General features: G+C 53.8%; 19 protein-coding genes. 10 read left to right on the top strand and 9 right to left on the bottom strand.

The genetic code is table 11. The features are described 5' to 3' along the window. The first annotated feature begins 180 nt into the window (after positions 1-180). The gene (locus C1J03_RS00655) at positions 181-777 is read left to right on the top strand and encodes an alpha-ketoglutarate-dependent dioxygenase AlkB family protein (RefSeq protein WP_254694146.1); all 597 of its coding nucleotides are present in this window, start codon (positions 181-183) and stop codon (positions 775-777) included. Here the strand turns inward: C1J03_RS00655 and C1J03_RS00660 are convergent. Further along, positions 774-1,598: an ABC transporter permease gene (locus tag C1J03_RS00660; protein ID WP_114882692.1), complete on the bottom strand. Its 825-nt coding sequence runs from the start codon at positions 1,596-1,598 to the stop codon at positions 774-776. The two genes, C1J03_RS00655 and C1J03_RS00660, sit on opposite strands and share 4 nt — an antisense overlap. Positions 1,599-1,714: 116 nt before the next feature. On the opposite strand from C1J03_RS00660, the gene cysQ reads away from it, so the two are divergent. From cysQ to C1J03_RS00705, 9 genes are all read left to right on the top strand, one after another. Continuing rightward, positions 1,715-2,512: a 3'(2'),5'-bisphosphate nucleotidase CysQ gene (cysQ, locus tag C1J03_RS00665; protein ID WP_114882694.1), complete on the top strand. Its 798-nt coding sequence runs from the start codon at positions 1,715-1,717 to the stop codon at positions 2,510-2,512. Next, positions 2,512-3,312: a 3-deoxy-manno-octulosonate cytidylyltransferase gene (locus C1J03_RS00670; protein WP_114882696.1), complete on the top strand. Its 801-nt coding sequence runs from the start codon at positions 2,512-2,514 to the stop codon at positions 3,310-3,312. Before cysQ ends, C1J03_RS00670 begins: the two co-directional genes overlap by 1 nt. Further along, a complete protein-coding gene (locus tag C1J03_RS00675) occupies positions 3,309-4,541 on the top strand; it encodes a glycosyltransferase family 2 protein (RefSeq protein WP_114882698.1) in 1,233 nt (410 codons plus the stop codon). The genes C1J03_RS00670 and C1J03_RS00675 overlap by 4 nt, the downstream gene beginning before the upstream one ends. Positions 4,542-4,670: 129 nt before the next feature. After that, positions 4,671-5,564, top strand: a complete 894-nt coding sequence (gene galU, locus C1J03_RS00680; protein ID WP_114882700.1) for a UTP--glucose-1-phosphate uridylyltransferase GalU — start codon at positions 4,671-4,673, stop codon at positions 5,562-5,564. A gap of 17 nt (positions 5,565-5,581) precedes the next feature. Then, positions 5,582-6,565, top strand: coding sequence for a UDP-glucose 4-epimerase GalE (galE, locus tag C1J03_RS00685; RefSeq protein WP_114882702.1), 984 nt, complete (start codon positions 5,582-5,584; stop codon positions 6,563-6,565). Between the two features lie 19 nt (positions 6,566-6,584). Beyond that, positions 6,585-7,766, top strand: coding sequence for a glycosyltransferase family 4 protein (locus C1J03_RS00690; protein WP_162798418.1), 1,182 nt, complete (start codon positions 6,585-6,587; stop codon positions 7,764-7,766). A 45-nt stretch (positions 7,767-7,811) separates the two neighbouring features. Beyond that, positions 7,812-8,822, top strand: coding sequence for a glycosyltransferase family 2 protein (locus C1J03_RS00695; protein WP_114882706.1), 1,011 nt, complete (start codon positions 7,812-7,814; stop codon positions 8,820-8,822). Positions 8,823-8,842: 20 nt separating this feature from the next. Further along, complete coding sequence (locus C1J03_RS00700) at positions 8,843-10,522, top strand: DUF5927 domain-containing protein (RefSeq protein ID WP_114888777.1); 1,680 nt, start codon at positions 8,843-8,845, stop codon at positions 10,520-10,522. Between the two features lie 3 nt (positions 10,523-10,525). Further along, entirely contained in the window at positions 10,526-11,950 is a 1,425-nt protein-coding gene (locus C1J03_RS00705) for a sulfotransferase family 2 domain-containing protein (RefSeq protein WP_114882708.1), read from the top strand. Here the strand turns inward: C1J03_RS00705 and C1J03_RS00710 are convergent, their stop codons facing one another. The 8 genes from C1J03_RS00710 to C1J03_RS00745 all read right to left on the bottom strand — a co-directional run bounded on the left by C1J03_RS00710 (position 11,951) and on the right by C1J03_RS00745 (position 17,554). Then, positions 11,951-12,415, bottom strand: coding sequence for a PTS sugar transporter subunit IIA (locus C1J03_RS00710; protein WP_114882710.1), 465 nt, complete (start codon positions 12,413-12,415; stop codon positions 11,951-11,953). 46 nt (positions 12,416-12,461) lie between these two features. Continuing rightward, entirely contained in the window at positions 12,462-13,028 is a 567-nt protein-coding gene (gene hpf, locus C1J03_RS00715; protein ID WP_114882712.1) for a ribosome hibernation-promoting factor, HPF/YfiA family, read from the bottom strand. 241 nt (positions 13,029-13,269) lie between these two features. Then, a complete protein-coding gene (gene lptB, locus C1J03_RS00720; RefSeq protein ID WP_114882713.1) occupies positions 13,270-14,028 on the bottom strand; it encodes an LPS export ABC transporter ATP-binding protein in 759 nt (252 codons plus the stop codon). Beyond that, on the bottom strand, positions 14,028-14,531 hold the full coding sequence (gene lptA, locus C1J03_RS00725) for a lipopolysaccharide transport periplasmic protein LptA (RefSeq protein ID WP_114882715.1): 504 nt from the start codon (positions 14,529-14,531) through the stop codon (positions 14,028-14,030). The genes lptB and lptA overlap by 1 nt, the downstream gene beginning before the upstream one ends. Positions 14,532-14,551: 20 nt before the next feature. Beyond that, positions 14,552-15,148 carry a hypothetical protein gene (locus tag C1J03_RS00730; protein WP_114882717.1) on the bottom strand — a complete coding sequence of 199 codons (597 nt, stop codon included), beginning with the start codon at positions 15,146-15,148 and terminating at the stop codon, positions 14,552-14,554. 6 nt (positions 15,149-15,154) lie between these two features. Continuing rightward, a complete protein-coding gene (locus C1J03_RS00735; RefSeq protein WP_114882719.1) occupies positions 15,155-16,117 on the bottom strand; it encodes a KpsF/GutQ family sugar-phosphate isomerase in 963 nt (320 codons plus the stop codon). Then, positions 16,114-16,728 carry a ribonuclease D gene (locus tag C1J03_RS00740; protein WP_114882721.1) on the bottom strand — a complete coding sequence of 205 codons (615 nt, stop codon included), beginning with the start codon at positions 16,726-16,728 and terminating at the stop codon, positions 16,114-16,116. The genes C1J03_RS00735 and C1J03_RS00740 overlap by 4 nt, the downstream gene beginning before the upstream one ends. Positions 16,729-16,774: 46 nt before the next feature. Continuing rightward, positions 16,775-17,554 carry a PaaX family transcriptional regulator C-terminal domain-containing protein gene (locus C1J03_RS00745; RefSeq protein WP_114882723.1) on the bottom strand — a complete coding sequence of 260 codons (780 nt, stop codon included), beginning with the start codon at positions 17,552-17,554 and terminating at the stop codon, positions 16,775-16,777. Positions 17,555-17,578: the final 24 nt, after the last annotated feature.

Here is a 17,578-nt window from a genome sequence, read left to right on the forward strand (position 1 = left end):
AAGCTCAGGCCCATTGCGGCACCTGCACTCCGATCTGTTAACGCAACAAACGGCTCGTTTGCAGCGGTTCGGAGCGTATATAAGGAGGCCATTGGCACCCTGCAACCGCCCTACGCGCTGTGAAGCGAGGAATCTGCTACGAATTTTGCGAAATGCTGCTTTAAAATGGAGAATAGGGCGATGTTACGGATCAGAGGTTTTGAAATTCACCCGAATTATCTGGATCTGTCCAGGCAGCGCGCTCTGGTAGAGGAGGTGCGAAGTGTTGTGGCGCAGGCCCCTCTTTTTCAACCAATCACCCCATCTGGTAAGACAATGAGCGTTCGTATCAGCGCAGCGGGTGAGTTTGGGTGGCTCTCTGATCGGCAAGGCTACCGGTATTCTTCGACACATCCTAATGGTGTGGCTTGGCCGCCGATCCCGCCGCTGGTGCTGGACATTTGGCGCGACCTAACGGGGTTGGTGCAGCAACCTGAGTGCTGTTTGATTAATTTTTACACTGATGATGCCCGCATGGGTCTGCACCGCGATCAGGACGAGGCGGCGTTTAAATGGCCAGTATTGTCGATTTCTTTGGGCGATGACGCGCTATTTCGGATGGGTCATTCTGAGCGGGGTGGAAAAACTGAAAGCATCTGGCTGCATTCGGGTGACGTCGTATTGATGGGTGGGGATGCCCGGCTTTGCTATCATGGGATTGATAGGATCAAATCCGATACGTCGCCACTGCTGTCCAAAGGCGGTCGGATCAATCTAACGTTGCGTGTCGTGACTTAGCGCCGCGCGCTCCAACTGATCGATGCGTGTCTGCGGGTATAGAATTCGCCCATAAGCCCCACCATCAATAACACCAATCCGACCCAAAGAGGGTACATCGGATCGCTATAGCGTGGATTATAGTTGATGAACGCATACCCACGGGCTTGATCAATGCTGTGAAACAGAGGGTTCCAATCAAACATTGCCAACATAAATCCGGGAAGGGTGTTGGCCACGAACATTTTACCCGAGGCAATCATGTTTGCACGCTGATAGATGGTCGAAAAGATGCTAACAAATGTTGGAAACCAAGGCTTTATCCCTAAAAGTACAAGGCCCAACGCCAATCCGGTAAACCACGCCAACAACAGCATGCCAAAGGCAGCAATAGGCTGCTCAATGTGAATTGGGGTGAAGGCAACGTGGTAGACAAACAAGATCATAGCCAGGGACAGCACCTGAATATAGAGTGCGCCCAGCGCCGTAGAGGTGATCGCGATGATCGTATTCATCGGCGCATGCTGCATCATTGCACTTGCCGGTCCTTCTGATCCGACAACCGCGCCCAAAGTCTTTGTGTGGGTCATATAAAGAAAAATACCCGACATGATGTAAATCAAGAAATCACCGCGTATCGCGGACCCACGCAGCCCAAGAATTGAGAACATGAAATAGAAGGCGAGCACAAAGATCACCGCCTGCAACATGTTCATCGCAATCGCCATAAACGCGTTATTGTGGGTCTTGCGCACCGACCTCACGATAGAATGGTAGATCAGTTCGCACATCGTCATTGCGATGCCAAAGCTGGTGCGGGGCTTCTGCGTGGATTGGAACATGATTGGCCTGCTTTGCGGAAGTTTCCAGCTTTGCACGGAATTCTTGATGATCCGTTACAGCTTGACCATAAGGGGTTCGAACAAAGTAATCAACGAAACTGAAAAGGGCCGAACCGATGGATTATGAAAAGTTGGTGCAGGTGATGCGCACTCTTTCGTTGGAGGCGGGCGACAAGATCATGGAAATCTATGGTCAGGATGATTTTGATGTTAAATCCAAGTCTGACGATAGCCCTGTCACAGCGGCAGATGAGGCGGCGGACAAGATAATTTCTGACGGTCTGCGTGCGGCTTTTCCCGATGTGATGCTGGTCACTGAAGAACAGGCGGATACCCATAGTGCTTCTGGAACGACGTTCCTAATCGTGGACCCGCTTGATGGCACCAAAGAGTTCATTCACCGCCGTGGAGATTTCACCGTCAACATCGCTCTGGTCGAGGACGGCGTGCCAACCCGTGGGGTTGTGTATGCACCTGCCAAGAACCGTATGTTCTTTACGCTCGCCGATGGACAAACAGTTGAAGAAACAGGTGCTTTTGACAAACAAAACATCGGCGCAACGCAGTCCATTCACGTTGCGGCGTCGGACAATGCTGCGCTGATGGTTGTGGCCAGTAAATCCCATAGGGATCAAGCAACGGACGACTATATTGGCAAATACGCTGTGCGCGACATGACCAGTGCGGGATCATCGTTGAAGTTTTGTCTGGTCGCTACTGGCGAAGCAGATATCTACCCTCGCCTTGGCCGCACGATGGAATGGGATACGGCTGCAGGCCATGCGGTTTTGTCAGGCGCGGGGGGCCAAGTTGTCCGCTTTGATGACCAAAAGCCGCTCGTCTATGGCAAGGAGGATTTCGCCAATCCCTTCTTTATCGCTTATGCTCCCGGTGTCGTTTTGAAGGGCGCGTAATGTCAGTACTTATCGTCATCCCGGCGCGCTACGCTTCGACACGTTACCCCGGAAAACCGCTCGTTGCGCTGACTGGCGCTAGTGGGGTGTCCCGAACATTGATTGAGCGCAGTTGGCGCGCGGCTATGGAAGTGAAGGGCGTAGACCGCGTTGTGGTTTCAACGGACGACACGCGGATCAAAGACGCGGCCGAAGCATTTGGCGCAGAGGTCGTTATGACTTCAGAGTCCTGCACAAACGGAACCGAGCGTTGCGCAGAGGCACATGCGAAGCTTGGCGGTGGATTTGAGATTGTCGTGAACCTGCAAGGGGATGCGCCGTTGACGCCCGCTTGGTTCGTTGAGGGCTTGATCGAAGGGCTGCAGGCCGCGCCAAAAGCCGAAGTCGCCACGCCTGTGTTGCGCTGCGAGGGCGAAATGCTGACGAGCCTACTCGCTGACCGCAAGGCGGGCCGGGTGGGCGGTACCACAGCCGTCTTTGATAGGAATTGGCGCGCCCTTTATTTCTCTAAGGAAGTCGTTCCTTTCACCTCGAAAACCTATGCGGATGCGGATCCCACGCCAGTTTTCCACCATGTTGGTGTCTATGCCTACCGTCCCGACGCCCTGGCAGCTTATCCGGCGTGGCTGGCCGGCCCGCTAGAGCAGCTTGAAGGGCTAGAACAGCTTCGGTTCATGGAAAACGGTCGGGCAGTGCTTTGTGTTGAGGTTGAAGCACGGGGGCGCCAATTTTGGGAGTTAAATAACCCGCAGGACGTCCCAAAGATCGAAACCATGATGGGACAGATGGGTCTCGAATGACCGACATCACTGTCAGCGTTGTCATTGTCAGCCGCGACCGCGCGCAGGCCTTGATGCGCTGCCTGCTTGGGGTTTCTCAACTGCAATTCCCCGCATTTGAGGTGATCGTTGTTGCCGACCCCACAGGGATCGCGGCAGCCGAGAAGATGCCCTTTGCTGAGCTACTCAAACTCGTTCCGTTTGACGAAGCCAACATATCCGAAGCACGCAATCTTGGCCTCGTTCATGCGGCAGGCGATGTGGTGGCTTTTATCGATGACGATGCCATTCCTGAACCGCAATGGTTGCGCTATCTGACAGCTCCTGTAGTCAAGCCAAATGTTGCGGCCATGACTGGGTTTGTGCGTGGGCGCAACGGTATCAGCTTTCAATGGCGGGCCCAGGGACTTAATGGCCTGGGTCAGCCAGGCGGGCTAGAAGTGGACGCGACGCAAGCCACGGTTTTGACCCCCCCCAAAGGACGCGCGATTAAAACCGAGGGCACCAACATGGCGTTTCGGCGCGACGTGCTCGTGGCGATTGGTGGGTTTGATCCCGCGTTTCATTACTATCTTGAAGAAACCGACTTGAATATGCGCCTCGCGCGGGCCGGTCACGCGACCGCTATTTCGCCGTTGGCTGAGGTGCATCATGGCTTTGCGCCGAACCGTATGCGCCGGGCTGATCGCGTTCCGTCAGATCTGTTTGATATTGGTGCAAGCTGGGCAGTGTTTGCGCGAAAATACATCCCTGATGCTGACAGAGAACTACATTGGCAAACCATCCGAACCGCTGAGCGCCGTCGGTTGCTATCGCATATGTGTGCAGGGCGCTTGGAGCCGCGTGATATTTCGCGTTTGCTGGGCCGCCTTGACGGGGGCCACAGCAACGGATTGTTGCGCGCGATCACTACTACGAAATTGCCGAACCATCCGGCGTCACCGTTCAAGGCGTTTCCCTATGAGCCCAAAGCCAGCATTCTCATTCAAACGCGGCTGATTGGGGCGCGGGCAGCGCAGGATCGGGCCGCAGCTCATGTGGCTGAGGGTGGTATCGCAACGGTCATAATTTTGTCACTTACATCTGCTTTTCATCGTTTAAGTTTTAACGATCAGGGTGTTTGGGTGCAGCGTGGTGGCCAATTTGGGCGATCTGACCGGGGGGGAAAATTGGTTCAGGTAACGCATTTCCGCCGAAGAGTGCGGCAAGAACGCGCTCGAATAGCCCTTCAAAGGGGGTTAATCAATTGATTTTAATCACAAACGTGATAAATCGCCGAAACGCCCTTTTATCATACTCAAAATGGTGCTTTTCGTCCTGAAAAGCGGTTAATATATATACAAATGCACCAACTAGTGGTGACGTAAATTGAGGTCCTGATGCGTAACAAAGTAACAAAAGCCATTTTTCCTGTCGCTGGTATGGGCACACGGTTTCTTCCTGCAACGAAATCTGTCCCAAAGGAGATTATGACTTTGGTGGACCGGCCACTGGTTCAATACGCCATCGATGAGGCGCGAGAAGCCGGGATCAAGGAATTCATCTTTGTCACGTCTCGTGGCAAGGGCGCGCTGGAAGATTACTTTGATCACGCTCCGGCGCTTGAAGAAGAATTGCGCAGGAAGGGCAAAACTGAGCTGCTTGAGGTTCTTCAGAATACGAACATGGAAAGTGGTGCAATTGCATATATCCGCCAACACCGTGCATTGGGTCTGGGGCATGCTGTTTGGTGCGCGCGACGCCTAATCGGTGATGAACCGTTTGCCGTGATGCTGCCTGATGACGTGATCGCCGCTGACAAGCCGTGCCTGCAGCAGATGGTCGAGGCCTATGAAGAAACTGGTGGCAATATGGTTGCGGCGATGGAAGTCGCTCCGGAAAAATCTTCGTCCTACGGTATGCTCGATATTCGAGAAGATATGGGCCATATGGTTGATGTCAAAGGTATGGTTGAGAAACCTGATGCCGATAAATCACCCTCAAACCTTGCCGTGATTGGGCGCTATATTTTGGCACCAACTGTTCTACAAAACCTAAACAAATTGAAAAGCGGTTCAGGTGGTGAGATTCAGTTGACCGATGCTATTGCAGCAGAGCTTGATCAGAACCGTAAGGTCTATGGCTACCGTTTCGAAGGCCAGCGATTTGATTGCGGATCTAAGTCGGGCTTTTTGCAGGCGACCGTGTCTTTTGGCCTAGGGCGTCCCGATCTGGAGGCCGATTTGCGGGCGTATCTGCATGACATCATGCAAGTGGACAAAGCGGCGCAATAAAGCTGCAGGGGGCTGCAATGCGTACAGTATTGGTAACGGGCGGCGCGGGCTACATTGGCAGCCACGCTTGCAAAGCACTTGCGGCGGCAGGTTTTGTTCCTGTGACGTTCGATAATCTGGTGACAGGTTGGCAGGATGCGGTCAAATTTGGCCCGTTTGAACAAGGCGATCTGATGAATCGCGCACGCCTCGACGAGGTTTTTGCGATACATAAGCCCATTGCTGTCATGCATTTCGCGGCCCTCAGTCAAGTGGGCGAGAGCATGTCGAAGCCTGGGCTTTACTGGCAAAATAACGTTATGGGGTCGCTCAACTTGATTGAGGCGGCTGTTGCGGCAAACTGCATGAATTTTGTCTTTTCATCGACCTGCGCAACATACGGTGATCAAGATAATGTGGTGCTGGATGAAAACAGCGCCCAGCACCCAATCAACGCATATGGCGCCTCCAAGCGCGCAATCGAAGATATCTTGCGCGATTTTGGTGAGGCTTATGGTCTGCATCACGTGATTTTCCGCTATTTTAACGTGGCTGGGGCTGACCCAGATGGCGAGGTGGGCGAGTTCCACCAACCAGAAACACATCTTGTCCCACTCATGCTTGATGCAATCGATGGCAAGCGTGATGCGCTCACGATATTTGGTACAGATTATGACACACCCGACGGCACCTGTATCCGCGACTATGTACATGTCTGCGATCTAGTCGATGCCCACGTTCTGGGGCTCAAGTGGCTCCAAGACGGCAAGGAGAATAGGGTTTTCAACCTTGGTACTGGCAGCGGTTTTTCCGTTCGTGAAGTGATTGATCACAGTCGCGATGTCACCAACCGGCCTGTGCCTGTCGTCCCCGGTGACCGGCGGCCCGGAGATTGCACCAAGCTCGTTTCCGGCTCATCCCGCGCGATCGCTGAGCTTGGGTGGAAGCCTGAGCGTTCTACATTGCGGCAAATGATCACCGACGCGTGGAGATGGCATCAAACAGGGCATTACAATCAATAGTGAGCCGCCTGCGCGGCTTTTGGACCTTACACGCAGTTTGCGTCGGGCGGGCCATTTGCCAACAGGGGTGGACCGGGTTGAAGCTGCGTATCTGAAGGCGCTGATTGCTGATCCTGTACCTGTCTTTGGTTTGATCCGGACGTCGCTAGGATACCTTTTGTTGGACCCTGCTGTTCTGACAATTTTTGCTCAACAGCTGCGTGGCGTGTCGCCATTTCCGCCAACAGGCATTCTCTCCGGGATGCACCGAAATGTGACGACTGAGGTCCGGCAGGCGCTTAGTTCTGCGCGACGATTGGCAATTGGTCGCGTGGCTCCTTGGGGCTTACCAAAACTGCTCGAACGCCATCTGCCACCTGGGTTTGCGTATCTCAATGTTGGGCATAGCAACCTTACAGATCGAGTCTTTCGGGCCGTAAAATCGGTTTCAGGCGCGCACATATCTGTGCTGATCCATGATGCTATTCCGCTGGATTTCCCGCAGTTTCAGCGCCCTAATACCGTCCGCCCGTTTGAGGAAAAGTTGCGTAGGGCTCAAGCTCACGCGGATTTGATCATCTATAATTCAGCCGATACTAAACGCCGCGCTGAGGCGCACATGCAAAGCTGGGGCACAGTTCCCAACGGGGTTGTCGCCCATTTAGGCACAACCATATCCGAGCCTGACGCTTCAAAATTACCGCCTGGGCTATCGCCAACTGAGCCCTATTTTGTCACCGTCGGCACCATCGAGCCGCGCAAGAACCATGCTTTCTTGTTGGATCTTTGGGCGCAGATGGGGCCGGCTGCGCCACTCTTGTTGATATGCGGCAATCGAGGCTGGAACAATCGTGAAGTTTTTGACCAACTTGATGGATTGAGCGCGACTTCACGGGTAAAAGAGGTCAACGATCTTAGTGACGCGGCGCTCTCAAGACTGGTCGCTGGCGCACAGGGTTTGTTGTTTCCAAGCCATGCAGAAGGCTTTGGCCTACCAGCGATTGAAGCACTGACGTTAGGTACGCCGGTTTTTTGCAACGATATTGAGACCTTTAGGGAGATTTTGGGCGAAAAAGCCGTTTACGCAACGGTTTCAGACAGCTATCTGTGGTTAAGTACGATTGAGGCTTGGACAACACGTTCTCACGCTAAGCGGGAAAAAATCAGGTTTGACGCCCCAAAATGGGACGATCATTTCAAGACCGTGTTAAGGTTAACCTGATAACCGCCATAGAAGAGCGAATGTCCGCGGTGTTAAGGGTAGTTCTTGGGAGCTTTGCAGTCATATCGGCTAAGGCTTCAGCGCAAGCGGTGGCGCCTTAGGGCGCTACGTAAAAAGCGAGAGCTGAAAAGCGTTGCAAACAGGACCGGACAAATCCGGCCCGACGATATTCTGCTGTTCTGTACCCAACGGAATGAGAAAATCCGCCTCCCCTATTTTCTTGATTATTACCGCAAGCAAGGCGTCGGTCACTTCTTTTTCGTGGATAACGACAGTGAAGATGGATCGCTAGACTATCTCCTAAATCAGCCTGACGTGTCCGTCTGGAGTACACGCGCAAGCTACAAGCGCTCAAGATTTGGTGTAGATTGGCTGAACTATTTACAGATGAAGCACGCTCACGGGCATTGGGTGCTTACAGTCGATCCGGACGAATTCCTGGTCTATCCGTTTTGTGACACGCGGCCTTTGCGCGCGTTGACCGATTGGTTAGATGCATCGTCGATCAAATCGTTCTCTGCAATGCTACTTGATATGTACCCCAAAGGCCGGTTGGACGAGCAACCCTACCGGATGGGCCAAGACCCGATTGAGATTGCATCGTGGTTTGACAGCGGCAACTATACCATTTCGCGCAATCATAATTTTACAAATCTGTGGATCCAAGGCGGCCCTCGCAGCCGGGTCTTCTTTCCTGATGAGCCGGAGAAAGCACCGGCGCTCAATAAGGTACCGCTGGTTAAGTGGGATCGCCGTTATGCGTACGTTAGTTCAACCCATATGCTTTTGCCGCGCGGTCTAAACCAAGTCTATGACGAGTGGGGCGGGGAAAAAGCGTCGGGCGTGTTGTTGCATACCAAATTTCTCGACACCTTTGGTGCCAAGGCACAAGAAGAGCTTGAGCGCGGTCAGCATTATGCAGGCTCTGTAGAATACAAAGCGTATGCACAAAGCCTCTCTGACAATCCGCATCTGTGGTGCAAATGGTCAGAGCGTTACATCAACTGGCGCCAACTTGAGATCCTTGGCCTGATGTCGAAAGGCAACTGGGCGTGACGGCGGGCGTCGGGATCGTGATGCTGGTCCACACAGCACTTGGGAGGGCGGAGCAGGTTGCGCGCCACTGGGCCCAAGCGGATTGTCCCGTTGTTATTCATGTAGACAAAGGAGTGCCCAAGCGTACGTACGACGCTTTTGTCAGCGCTTTGTCGGATGTGCCAAACCTGATGTTTTCAAAACGCTTCCGGTGCGAGTGGGGCACGTGGGGCATCGTGGCTGCTTCGCAGGTCGCCTCCGAACTTGTGCTGGCGAGCTTCGCTGAGGTGCGCCATGTCTATCTTGCTTCCGGATCATGCCTACCGCTGCGCCCGGTGCAAGAACTGATCGATTATCTCGCTGCACGACCTCAAACCGACTTTATTGAAAGTGCGACAACGGCGGATGTTCCTTGGACCGTCGGGGGGTTGGATGCGGAACGGTTCACCATGCATTTCCCCTTTTCGTGGAAGCGCCAGCGGTTCCTTTTTGACCGCACTGTTGAATTTCAGCGGCGCTTTGGTTTTAGGCGCAAGATGCCTAACGGCATTATCCCACACATGGGTTCGCAGTGGTGGTGCCTGACCCGGCAGACCCTTTCGGCAATTCTTCAAGACCCTGATCGGGACGAATATGACCGATATTTCAAACGCGTCTGGATACCCGATGAGAGCTATTTCCAGACCCTGTCGCGGCTCTATGCGATCAATGTAGAAAGCCGCTCTTTGACCCTGTCGAAGTTCGATTTTCAGGGTAAACCGCATATTTTCTATGATGACCATCTGCAGCTCTTACGCCGTTCTGATTGTTTCGTAGCGCGCAAGATCTGGCCTTACGCAGATCGGCTTTATGAAGCGTTTTTGACGGATGCTGCTGGGGCAATGAAAAAGACGGAGCCAAACCCAGGTAAAATTGACCGTATTTTCTCGAAGGCGGTTGAGCGTCGGACACGGGGCCGTCCAGGTCTCTATATGCAGAGCCGCTTTCCTAATGAAGATTGGGAAAATGGCGTTACTGCCGCGCCTTATTCGATGTTTCAGGGCTTTACTGAACTTTTTGAGAATTTCGAACCGTGGTTGGCAAAAGCGACTGCGGCGAGGGTGCATGGGCATCTTTTTGCTGCTGATAGGGTGCATTATGCCGACGGCCAAACCGCGCTGAACGGTGCATTGAGCGACAGTGCAGAGTTGCGCGATTATAACGCTAACGCCTTTCTGACCAATCTCATTTGGAACACACGAGGTGAGCGGCAGTGTTTTCAGTTTGGGCCAGACGATACCCAAGATACGAACTGGCGCGTCGCCAAAGATCCACACGCGCAAATTTCTGTCATCACAGGTGCTTGGGCAATTCCGCTTTTCCGATCGAACCGCGATTTCGCCGATATTCGCAAGCTGGCTGCTAACCTACAAAAGATTGAAAGCGATCAGATGGATGTTTTGCGCTCTCCTTATACAAAGGCACGGGTGCGCATATGGACCATGGCGGAATTTATCGAAGCGCCGATGGAGCCGTTGCAGGGGATTTTGGATGAGATCGGGCAAACACGCATACGGCGGCTGGCTGAGGCACCCAAGATGGTGGACCTGCATGGGTTTGGGCAGTTCTTACAAAACCTCAAAAACCAAGGAATGCATCCCTATCTCATGGGAGATTTCCCGGTTGAGCATGGCCCAACAGCAACCGCAAAGCAGCAGCGCAAACCCTATCTGGTGAAGTAAAATATGACCGCACGCTTTGACAGTTTCGCCGTATTTGCAGAGATGCGAACAGGTTCAAATTTCCTTGAAGCGAATTTGAATGCCTTTGACGGCATCGCCTGTCATGGCGAGGCGTTCAATCCACATTTCATTGGCTATCCAAATGTGGATTCCATTCTGGGTATCGATCAGAAGAGTCGTGATGCGCAGCCGTCCGTTTTACTGGAAGCGATCTGTGCAACACCTGAGATGAGCGGTTTTCGTTACTTTCATGACCATGACCCGAGAGTGTTGGACGTGGTGCTGGAGAACCCGCGCTGCGCCAAGATCATTCTGACCCGCAACCCGGTAGAGAGCTATGTAAGTTGGAAGATTGCGCAGGAAACCGGGCAGTGGAAGCTAACAGATGTCAAAGCGCATAAATCCGCGCAGGCCAAGTTTAACGGCGATGAATTCGAAGCACATCTGGCTGCATTGCAAGCGTTTCAGCTTGAGCTGATGCACCGCTTACAGGTCTCCGGGCAGACGGCGTTTTATGTGGCCTATGAAGATCTCCAAAGCGTCGAGGTGATGAATGGTATCGCGCGATATCTCGGTGTGGACGATACGCTTGAGGAGCTGGACAAGAAGCTTAAAAAGCAGAACCCTAGCCCAATCTCAGACAAGGTCAGCAACTTTGCTGAGATGACACAGATGTTGTCCCGATTGGATCGCTTTGACCTCAACCGCACGCCGAATTTCGAGCCGCGAAGAGGCCCAAATGTGCCAAGCTACGTAGCCGGAGCAAAGGCACCGCTGTTGTTCATGCCAATCCCGTCGGGGCCCCAGGCTGGGATACGACAATGGCTGGCTGCTTTGGATGGGGTGCAGCCCACGGACTTGCTGTCACGCATGATGCAAAAGGATTTGCGGCGATGGAAGCGGCGCACTGTTGGCCATCGCAGTTTTACGGTTCTGCGCCACCCCGTTTCTCGGGCGCACGAGGCGTTTTGTCATCGCATTCTTAATACGGGCAAGGGAGGCTACGCGCAGTTGCGACAGACCCTGATCCGTAGGTACAAAATGCCCCTGCCGGCGACGATGGAAGATGCAGGCTATGATCTTATGGCGCACCGGACTGCGTTCAAAGCGTTTCTGAGCTTTCTCAAGGGCAATCTTGCTGGCCAGACGGCTGTGCGGGTTGACCAATCGTGGTGTACTCAGTCGCAAACCGTTCAGGGGTTTGGAGACTTTGCCCTGCCTGATCTTATCTTGCGTGAGAGCGAAATCGCCGACACGCTGCCACAGCTTGCCGAAACGCTGGGCTACCCTGAAACAACAGCGCCCGAGTCGGCAGGGCCCAACACCGCGTTCTTGCTTGATGACGTCTATGACGAAGAAATAGAAAAGCTTACCGGACAGGTTTACCAACGCGACTACATGATGTTCGGATTTGGTAGCTGGGCCTGATCAGGCGGCCTGCATCGCTTCGGCTTCGGTAAGGATGGTATAGAGTGTGCTGGCTTCGGGGTTCGCGCGCAATTTCGCGCAAGTGGCCGTATCGCGTAGGGTCCTTGATACGAGTGCGAGCGCCTTGAGATGCTCTACCCCGGCTTCTTCAGGCGCAAAGAGCGCAAATGCGATGTCGACAGGTTGGCGATCAACCGAGCCAAAATCAATGGGCTTGTCAAGGAGCACGAACAGGCCAACGACATGATCAAGCTCTTTGATGCGGGCGTGTGGCAGCGCAACACCGTGTCCGACACCCGTGGGCCCTAACGCTTCGCGTGCAAGCAGCGCCTCGACGGCGGCGACAGCAGGCATATCGTAGACTTCATGGGCGAAGTCTCCGAGTTCCGACAACAGCCGCTTTTTGCTCGTGACCGATGTCACAACCTTTACGGCTTTGGGGATGAGTAGTTTCTCAAAGTTCATACAGTCCGCCATGTTGTGGCGCGCCCTTTGAGCGCGCCGCCTTTTGTTAAGCGGGGTCGATCCAGCCAATGTTGCCGTCTTCACGACGGTACACGACGTTGACCCCCTCATTACCTTGCTTGCGAAACACCACAACGGGAGTACCTGACAATTCCATTTGCATGACCGCTTCGCCGACAGACAAGGTTGCAATCTTGGTCTGCATTTCGGCAATGATCATGGGTTGGAGCGTATCGGGTTCCTGTCCTTCGGAATCACTTTCTGAGGCGAGGATATAGGAGGCGGCACCGAAAAGTTCAACCGGTTCGGCACGATCTTTGTGATGATCTTTCAACCGACGCTTGTATCGGCGCAGTTGCTTCTCCATTTTTTCGCAACATCCATCAAAAGCTGCATAAATTTCGTTTTCATGTGCCCGAGCGGAGGCAGTCAGGCCAGTCGATAGGTGCACAGTCGCTTCGCAGACATATTCGTGTCCCGATTTTGAGAAGACGACTGTAGCGTCCGTAGGTCGTTCAGCGTATTTTTTGACAGCCTCACCAAGCTCGGTTTTCACATGCGTTTGAAGTGCTGTGCCGATATCGATTTGTTTGCCGCTGATTTGGTACCGCATATCTTCTCCTTTTTAGTGTGATCGAACGGCAGTTGTCCTGTGATTTTGATCACAGGCGCATGCAGTTCAGATCGGGAAAGTGGTAGCCGTTTTCAGGTTGTCTGCAGCCACGCCACAAAGTGCGGTCGAAGGCAGAACAGACAGGAACAACGGGGTTACCATAGTCCTATCAAACGCCGAATCTTTTACAAAAGTCAATGCTGCTGATTACACGAACCTGTTAAGGATTTCACGTTAACCCTCAGGAAATGCGGAAATTATCACCCAGATAGACCCGCCGTACATCGCCGTTACGCACCACTTCTTCAGGAGTGCCAGACATCAAGACCCGCCCTTCGTGAAGAATGTAGGCGCGGTCAACTATTTCCAGTGTTTCGCGGACATTATGGTCAGTAATCAGCACGCCAATGCCACGTTTCTTGAGGTCCGCGACAAGATTCCGGATATCCCCAACAGAGATTGGATCGACACCGGCGAAGGGTTCATCCAACAGCAGGTATTTGGGGTCCGCTGCAAGGCAGCGGGCGATTTCAACGCGACGACGCTCGCCGCCTGACAAGGCTAACGCGGGCGCGCGGCGCAGGTGTTCGATTGAGAATTCGCTGAGGAGTTCTTCGAGTCTTTTGCGCCGCTTGCGGCGGTCCGGCTCGACGATCTCAAGCACGGCACCGATGTTGTCTTGCACACTGAGGCCTCGAAAAATGCTCATTTCTTGTGGCAAGTACCCAATGCCAAGCTGCGCGCGGCGGTACATAGGCAAGGCAGTGACGTCTTTGCCGTCAATCGTGACAGTGCCACCTTCGGGGGTGACCAACCCGGCTACAGAATAAAATGTCGTTGTTTTGCCCGACCCGTTGGGGCCAAGCAGGGCCACGACCTCGCCGCGATTCAATTCCATCGTGAAGTCGCGAATCACGATCTTTTTGCGATAGGACTTGCGCAAATGTTCGATTCGCAGGCCCGCGCCGCCTGTCGCTACGGTCAATGTTGGGTTGGCCATTAGTTTTCAGGACCCGTCTGGAGGATGGTTTTAACCCGCCCCGACATGCGCGCCGTACCGTCTGAGAGGCGCACGGTCATCTTGTCTGCGCTTAATGCGCTAGGGCCTTGGGCCAACAAAACACTGCCGGTCATCACGATCGTACCTTCGTCAATATTGTAATCTGCACGATCTGATTCTGCAGCATCAGGGCCAGAAACTAGCGTCACACCACCCGTAGCTTCGAGGCGTGCGATGCCTTGTTGCTCAGCCCTGTAGATGACCAAAACACGAGCCGCAGACAGGCGCATTTCACCCTGTCCAATCACGACGTTTCCTGTGAAAATTGCTGTTCCGGTGGCCTGATCAACGGACAAATCGTCTGATGTCACCTCGACAGGAAGGTTCGTGTCTTGCCGTATCGTCCCAAATGCAACGCCTGTGCCTTGAGCGTAAACGGCAGAAAAAGACAGGACCACGAAAAGTGGTATACATATAATTCGAAGAATCTTCACGCGCGTCACTTTCCAAACCGATCGTCGACTTAATTTGGGGTATATACCAGCTTCACCCCGTTATTGAAAATCAATTGAACGTTTTCACCCGCTTGTGGGGTTTTTATCGTCATTGAGCCTGCATCGAGGACACCTAAAGGCCCCACCGCGTGGACGGCATCAGGGGCGTTGATCTCGAACGATGACATTTGAGACGTCAACGTTCGGGTTGTCATTCGGTAACCGGACGAAGTTTCTAGCACCACGTCGCCTTCCAAGTCAGCCATGTCAGCGGCTATGTCAAAGCGCGCCATGTTGGCTTGAACTTTAATGCGGTTACCGTCGGCGGTCTCAATTCGCGCAAGGACGCCTTCGGCTTCATTCGCGCCAAGCTGGCCGCTGGGTGTGGTCAATTTGACGGCCGAAAAGGACAGTTGATCACCGTCTGCTGTGCTGCCTGAGAAAAATGGAGCGGTGACTTGCTGGTCGCGCAGTCTCTCCTGAATTTCTTTGTCAGCAAAGGGGATAGCGCTTTCCGTGTCGATGGTGCGTGACAGTAAAAAGAGCGTTGAAAGAATCCCCAGTGCTGCCAGTGGGAACGCCACCTTCAACCAAGTAACCGTTCTCGTATGGCTATCCGGGCGCATGGCTTTCTAACTCAGCCCGACGCGCAAGCAGTCATGGATGTGCAACAGACCTGCGGGTTTTTGAGGGTGCGCTGGGTCAGCGACGAGCAGGCAGGTGATCTTGCGCGTATTCATGATGCCAACAGCCTTCTCGGCTAGATCGCTAGGCGAGATTACGATCGGGTCCTTGGTCATGACATCGCAGGCCTTGAGTGACAAAAGCCCTTCCATATTGCGGCTTAGGTCGCCCACGGTGATGATCCCTTGGGTTTGTCCTGCATCATTAATCACAATAACAACGCCAAACGCCTTGTCGCCCAGCTCGGTCAATACGTCGGACATGGGCGCGTTCATGTCTATCAGAGGCATCGAGTCGCCGCTGTGCATCAAATCGGACACAAGACTAAGCTGTGCACCCAATTTTCCTCCTGGATGGAAAGCCCGGAAATGCTCTGCTGAAAAGGCGCGGTTTTCCATGAGCGCGACTGCGAGTGCATCCCCCATCGCTAGGGTCATAGTGGTCGATGTTGTGGGTACGATGCCGGTGCCACAGGCTTCTTCGAGACGCGGCAGCAACAAGACGACATCGCATTGATTGCCCAAGCTGCTGTCCGCACGGCTGGTTATGCCGACCAATGGGATGTCGAAACGGCGGGAATATGCGATGAGGTTTGCCAGCTCAGGTGCTTCGCCAGAATTCGAGATCGCAAGCACTACATCAGCTGCAGTGATCATGCCTAAATCGCCATGGCTGGCTTCGGCGGGATGCACGAATTGGGCAGGTGTCCCGGTGCTTGCAAGGGTCGCTGCGATCTTGTTGGCGATGTGGCCTGACTTGCCGATGCCTGTCACGATGACTCGGCCTTTAGCACCGTTCAGCAAATCGATACCCGCCCGAAAGCTGTCATCGAGCATATCTGCTAATGTGTTAAGCGCGGTGGCTTCAGTCCGGATGACGCGCCGGGCGGTATCTAGAAAAGGTGTACTCATGCGTGGGCAAAGATGTCCGTCTCGGGCCACCCTTCCAGATCAAGATGTGCGCGCATCGGTAAAAAATCAAAGCAGGCCTGTGCCATTTCCATCCGTCCTTCTCGCAACAACATGACATTTAGCGCTTTGCGCAATCCATGCAGGTACAAAACATCGGAGGCTGCGTAGTCGATCTGTGCAGTGGTAAGCTTGTCGGCACCCCAATCACTGGACTGTTGCTGTTTGGAGATATCGACGCTCAGAAGTTCCTGCAACAATTTGGCCAACCCATGACGGTCAGTATAAGTGCGCACCAAGCGACTGGCAATTTTTGTGCAATAGACGGGCGTCGCCACAGTACCGAACGTGTTTTCCATTGCGGCAATATCAAATCTACCAAAGTGGAAAAGTTTGAGTACGTCTTTGTTTGCCAGCAGTGCGCAGAGGTTTGGAGCGGCAGTTTGGCCCTTCGCGATCTGGATCAGGTGGGCGTTGCCGTCCCCGCCAGACAGTTGCACGACACACAGCCGGTCGCGATGCGGACGTAGCCCCATCGTTTCACAGTCGATGGCGACGATAGGGCCCAGGTCAAGGCCGTCGGGTAGGTCATTTTGGTAGAGGCGATTGGTCATGGTTTTCTCTATATCGTGGGGCAGTGGGTAGGGAAAGTACGCTTGCTCAGGGCTCAAGGATATCGGTTAACGCAGGGCGAGGGTAACGATTCAAAAGCGCATCGACGCTTGCGTGACAACTGTGACCCGCCCAATCGCTGGGGAAAAGGGCGCGCGGCAAATCGGGGTGTTTCAGTATGATGCGACGCCAATTGTGCACGATCAGGCACCGCAATACTGCAATTTGGCAGGCGCTGAAATTTGTTTGATCAGGCAGGGCGCTTTGCGCTTGCGCCAGAATCTGCAGCAGCTCGGCATAGTCTTGTGACTGCTGAGTAGGTTCCAGCTGCGCGCGCAACCAATCTGTCACTTCGCCGCCGGGAAGGGTCACCATGCCTTTGAGGGTCTGCGCATGTGCAGACCCGATATATGTTCGTGGCATAAGAGGCGCGAAACCGTGTTGCAGCATTTCTGCACGGCTAAAACTTGTAGCGTCTTCCAAAAGGACGACCTGCCAGTTTTCATCTTGCGCGCTCGGATCAGCATAGATGCGCTTGCTGGCTGCAACGGTCTGCGCGCGGCCAGAGGGTGTCAGGCTGTGACGGCTCGTTCTCCCGGTCTTGTTCGATGTGATCCAACCATCCTTGCGCAGCCGGTGCAGGGCAACACGCACCGCTTCGGGTCGAATATCCATTGCGGCCATGATTGCTGACAGAACGGGCCCGTCAATTGAATCGCCAGGCGCTTGCGCGAGGTCGCCAAAAAGCGTGACCATCAACGACCAAACGCGCTGTCCTCCCAGCTCAGAAAGAGCAGCGGTGGTTACATAATAAGGGTCACTTTTCATGCCATGTTATCTAGGCTCGGAACG

Origin of the sequence: Sulfitobacter sp. SK012 (assembly GCF_003352085.1) — a bacterium.
Classification (GTDB): domain Bacteria; phylum Pseudomonadota; class Alphaproteobacteria; order Rhodobacterales; family Rhodobacteraceae; genus Sulfitobacter.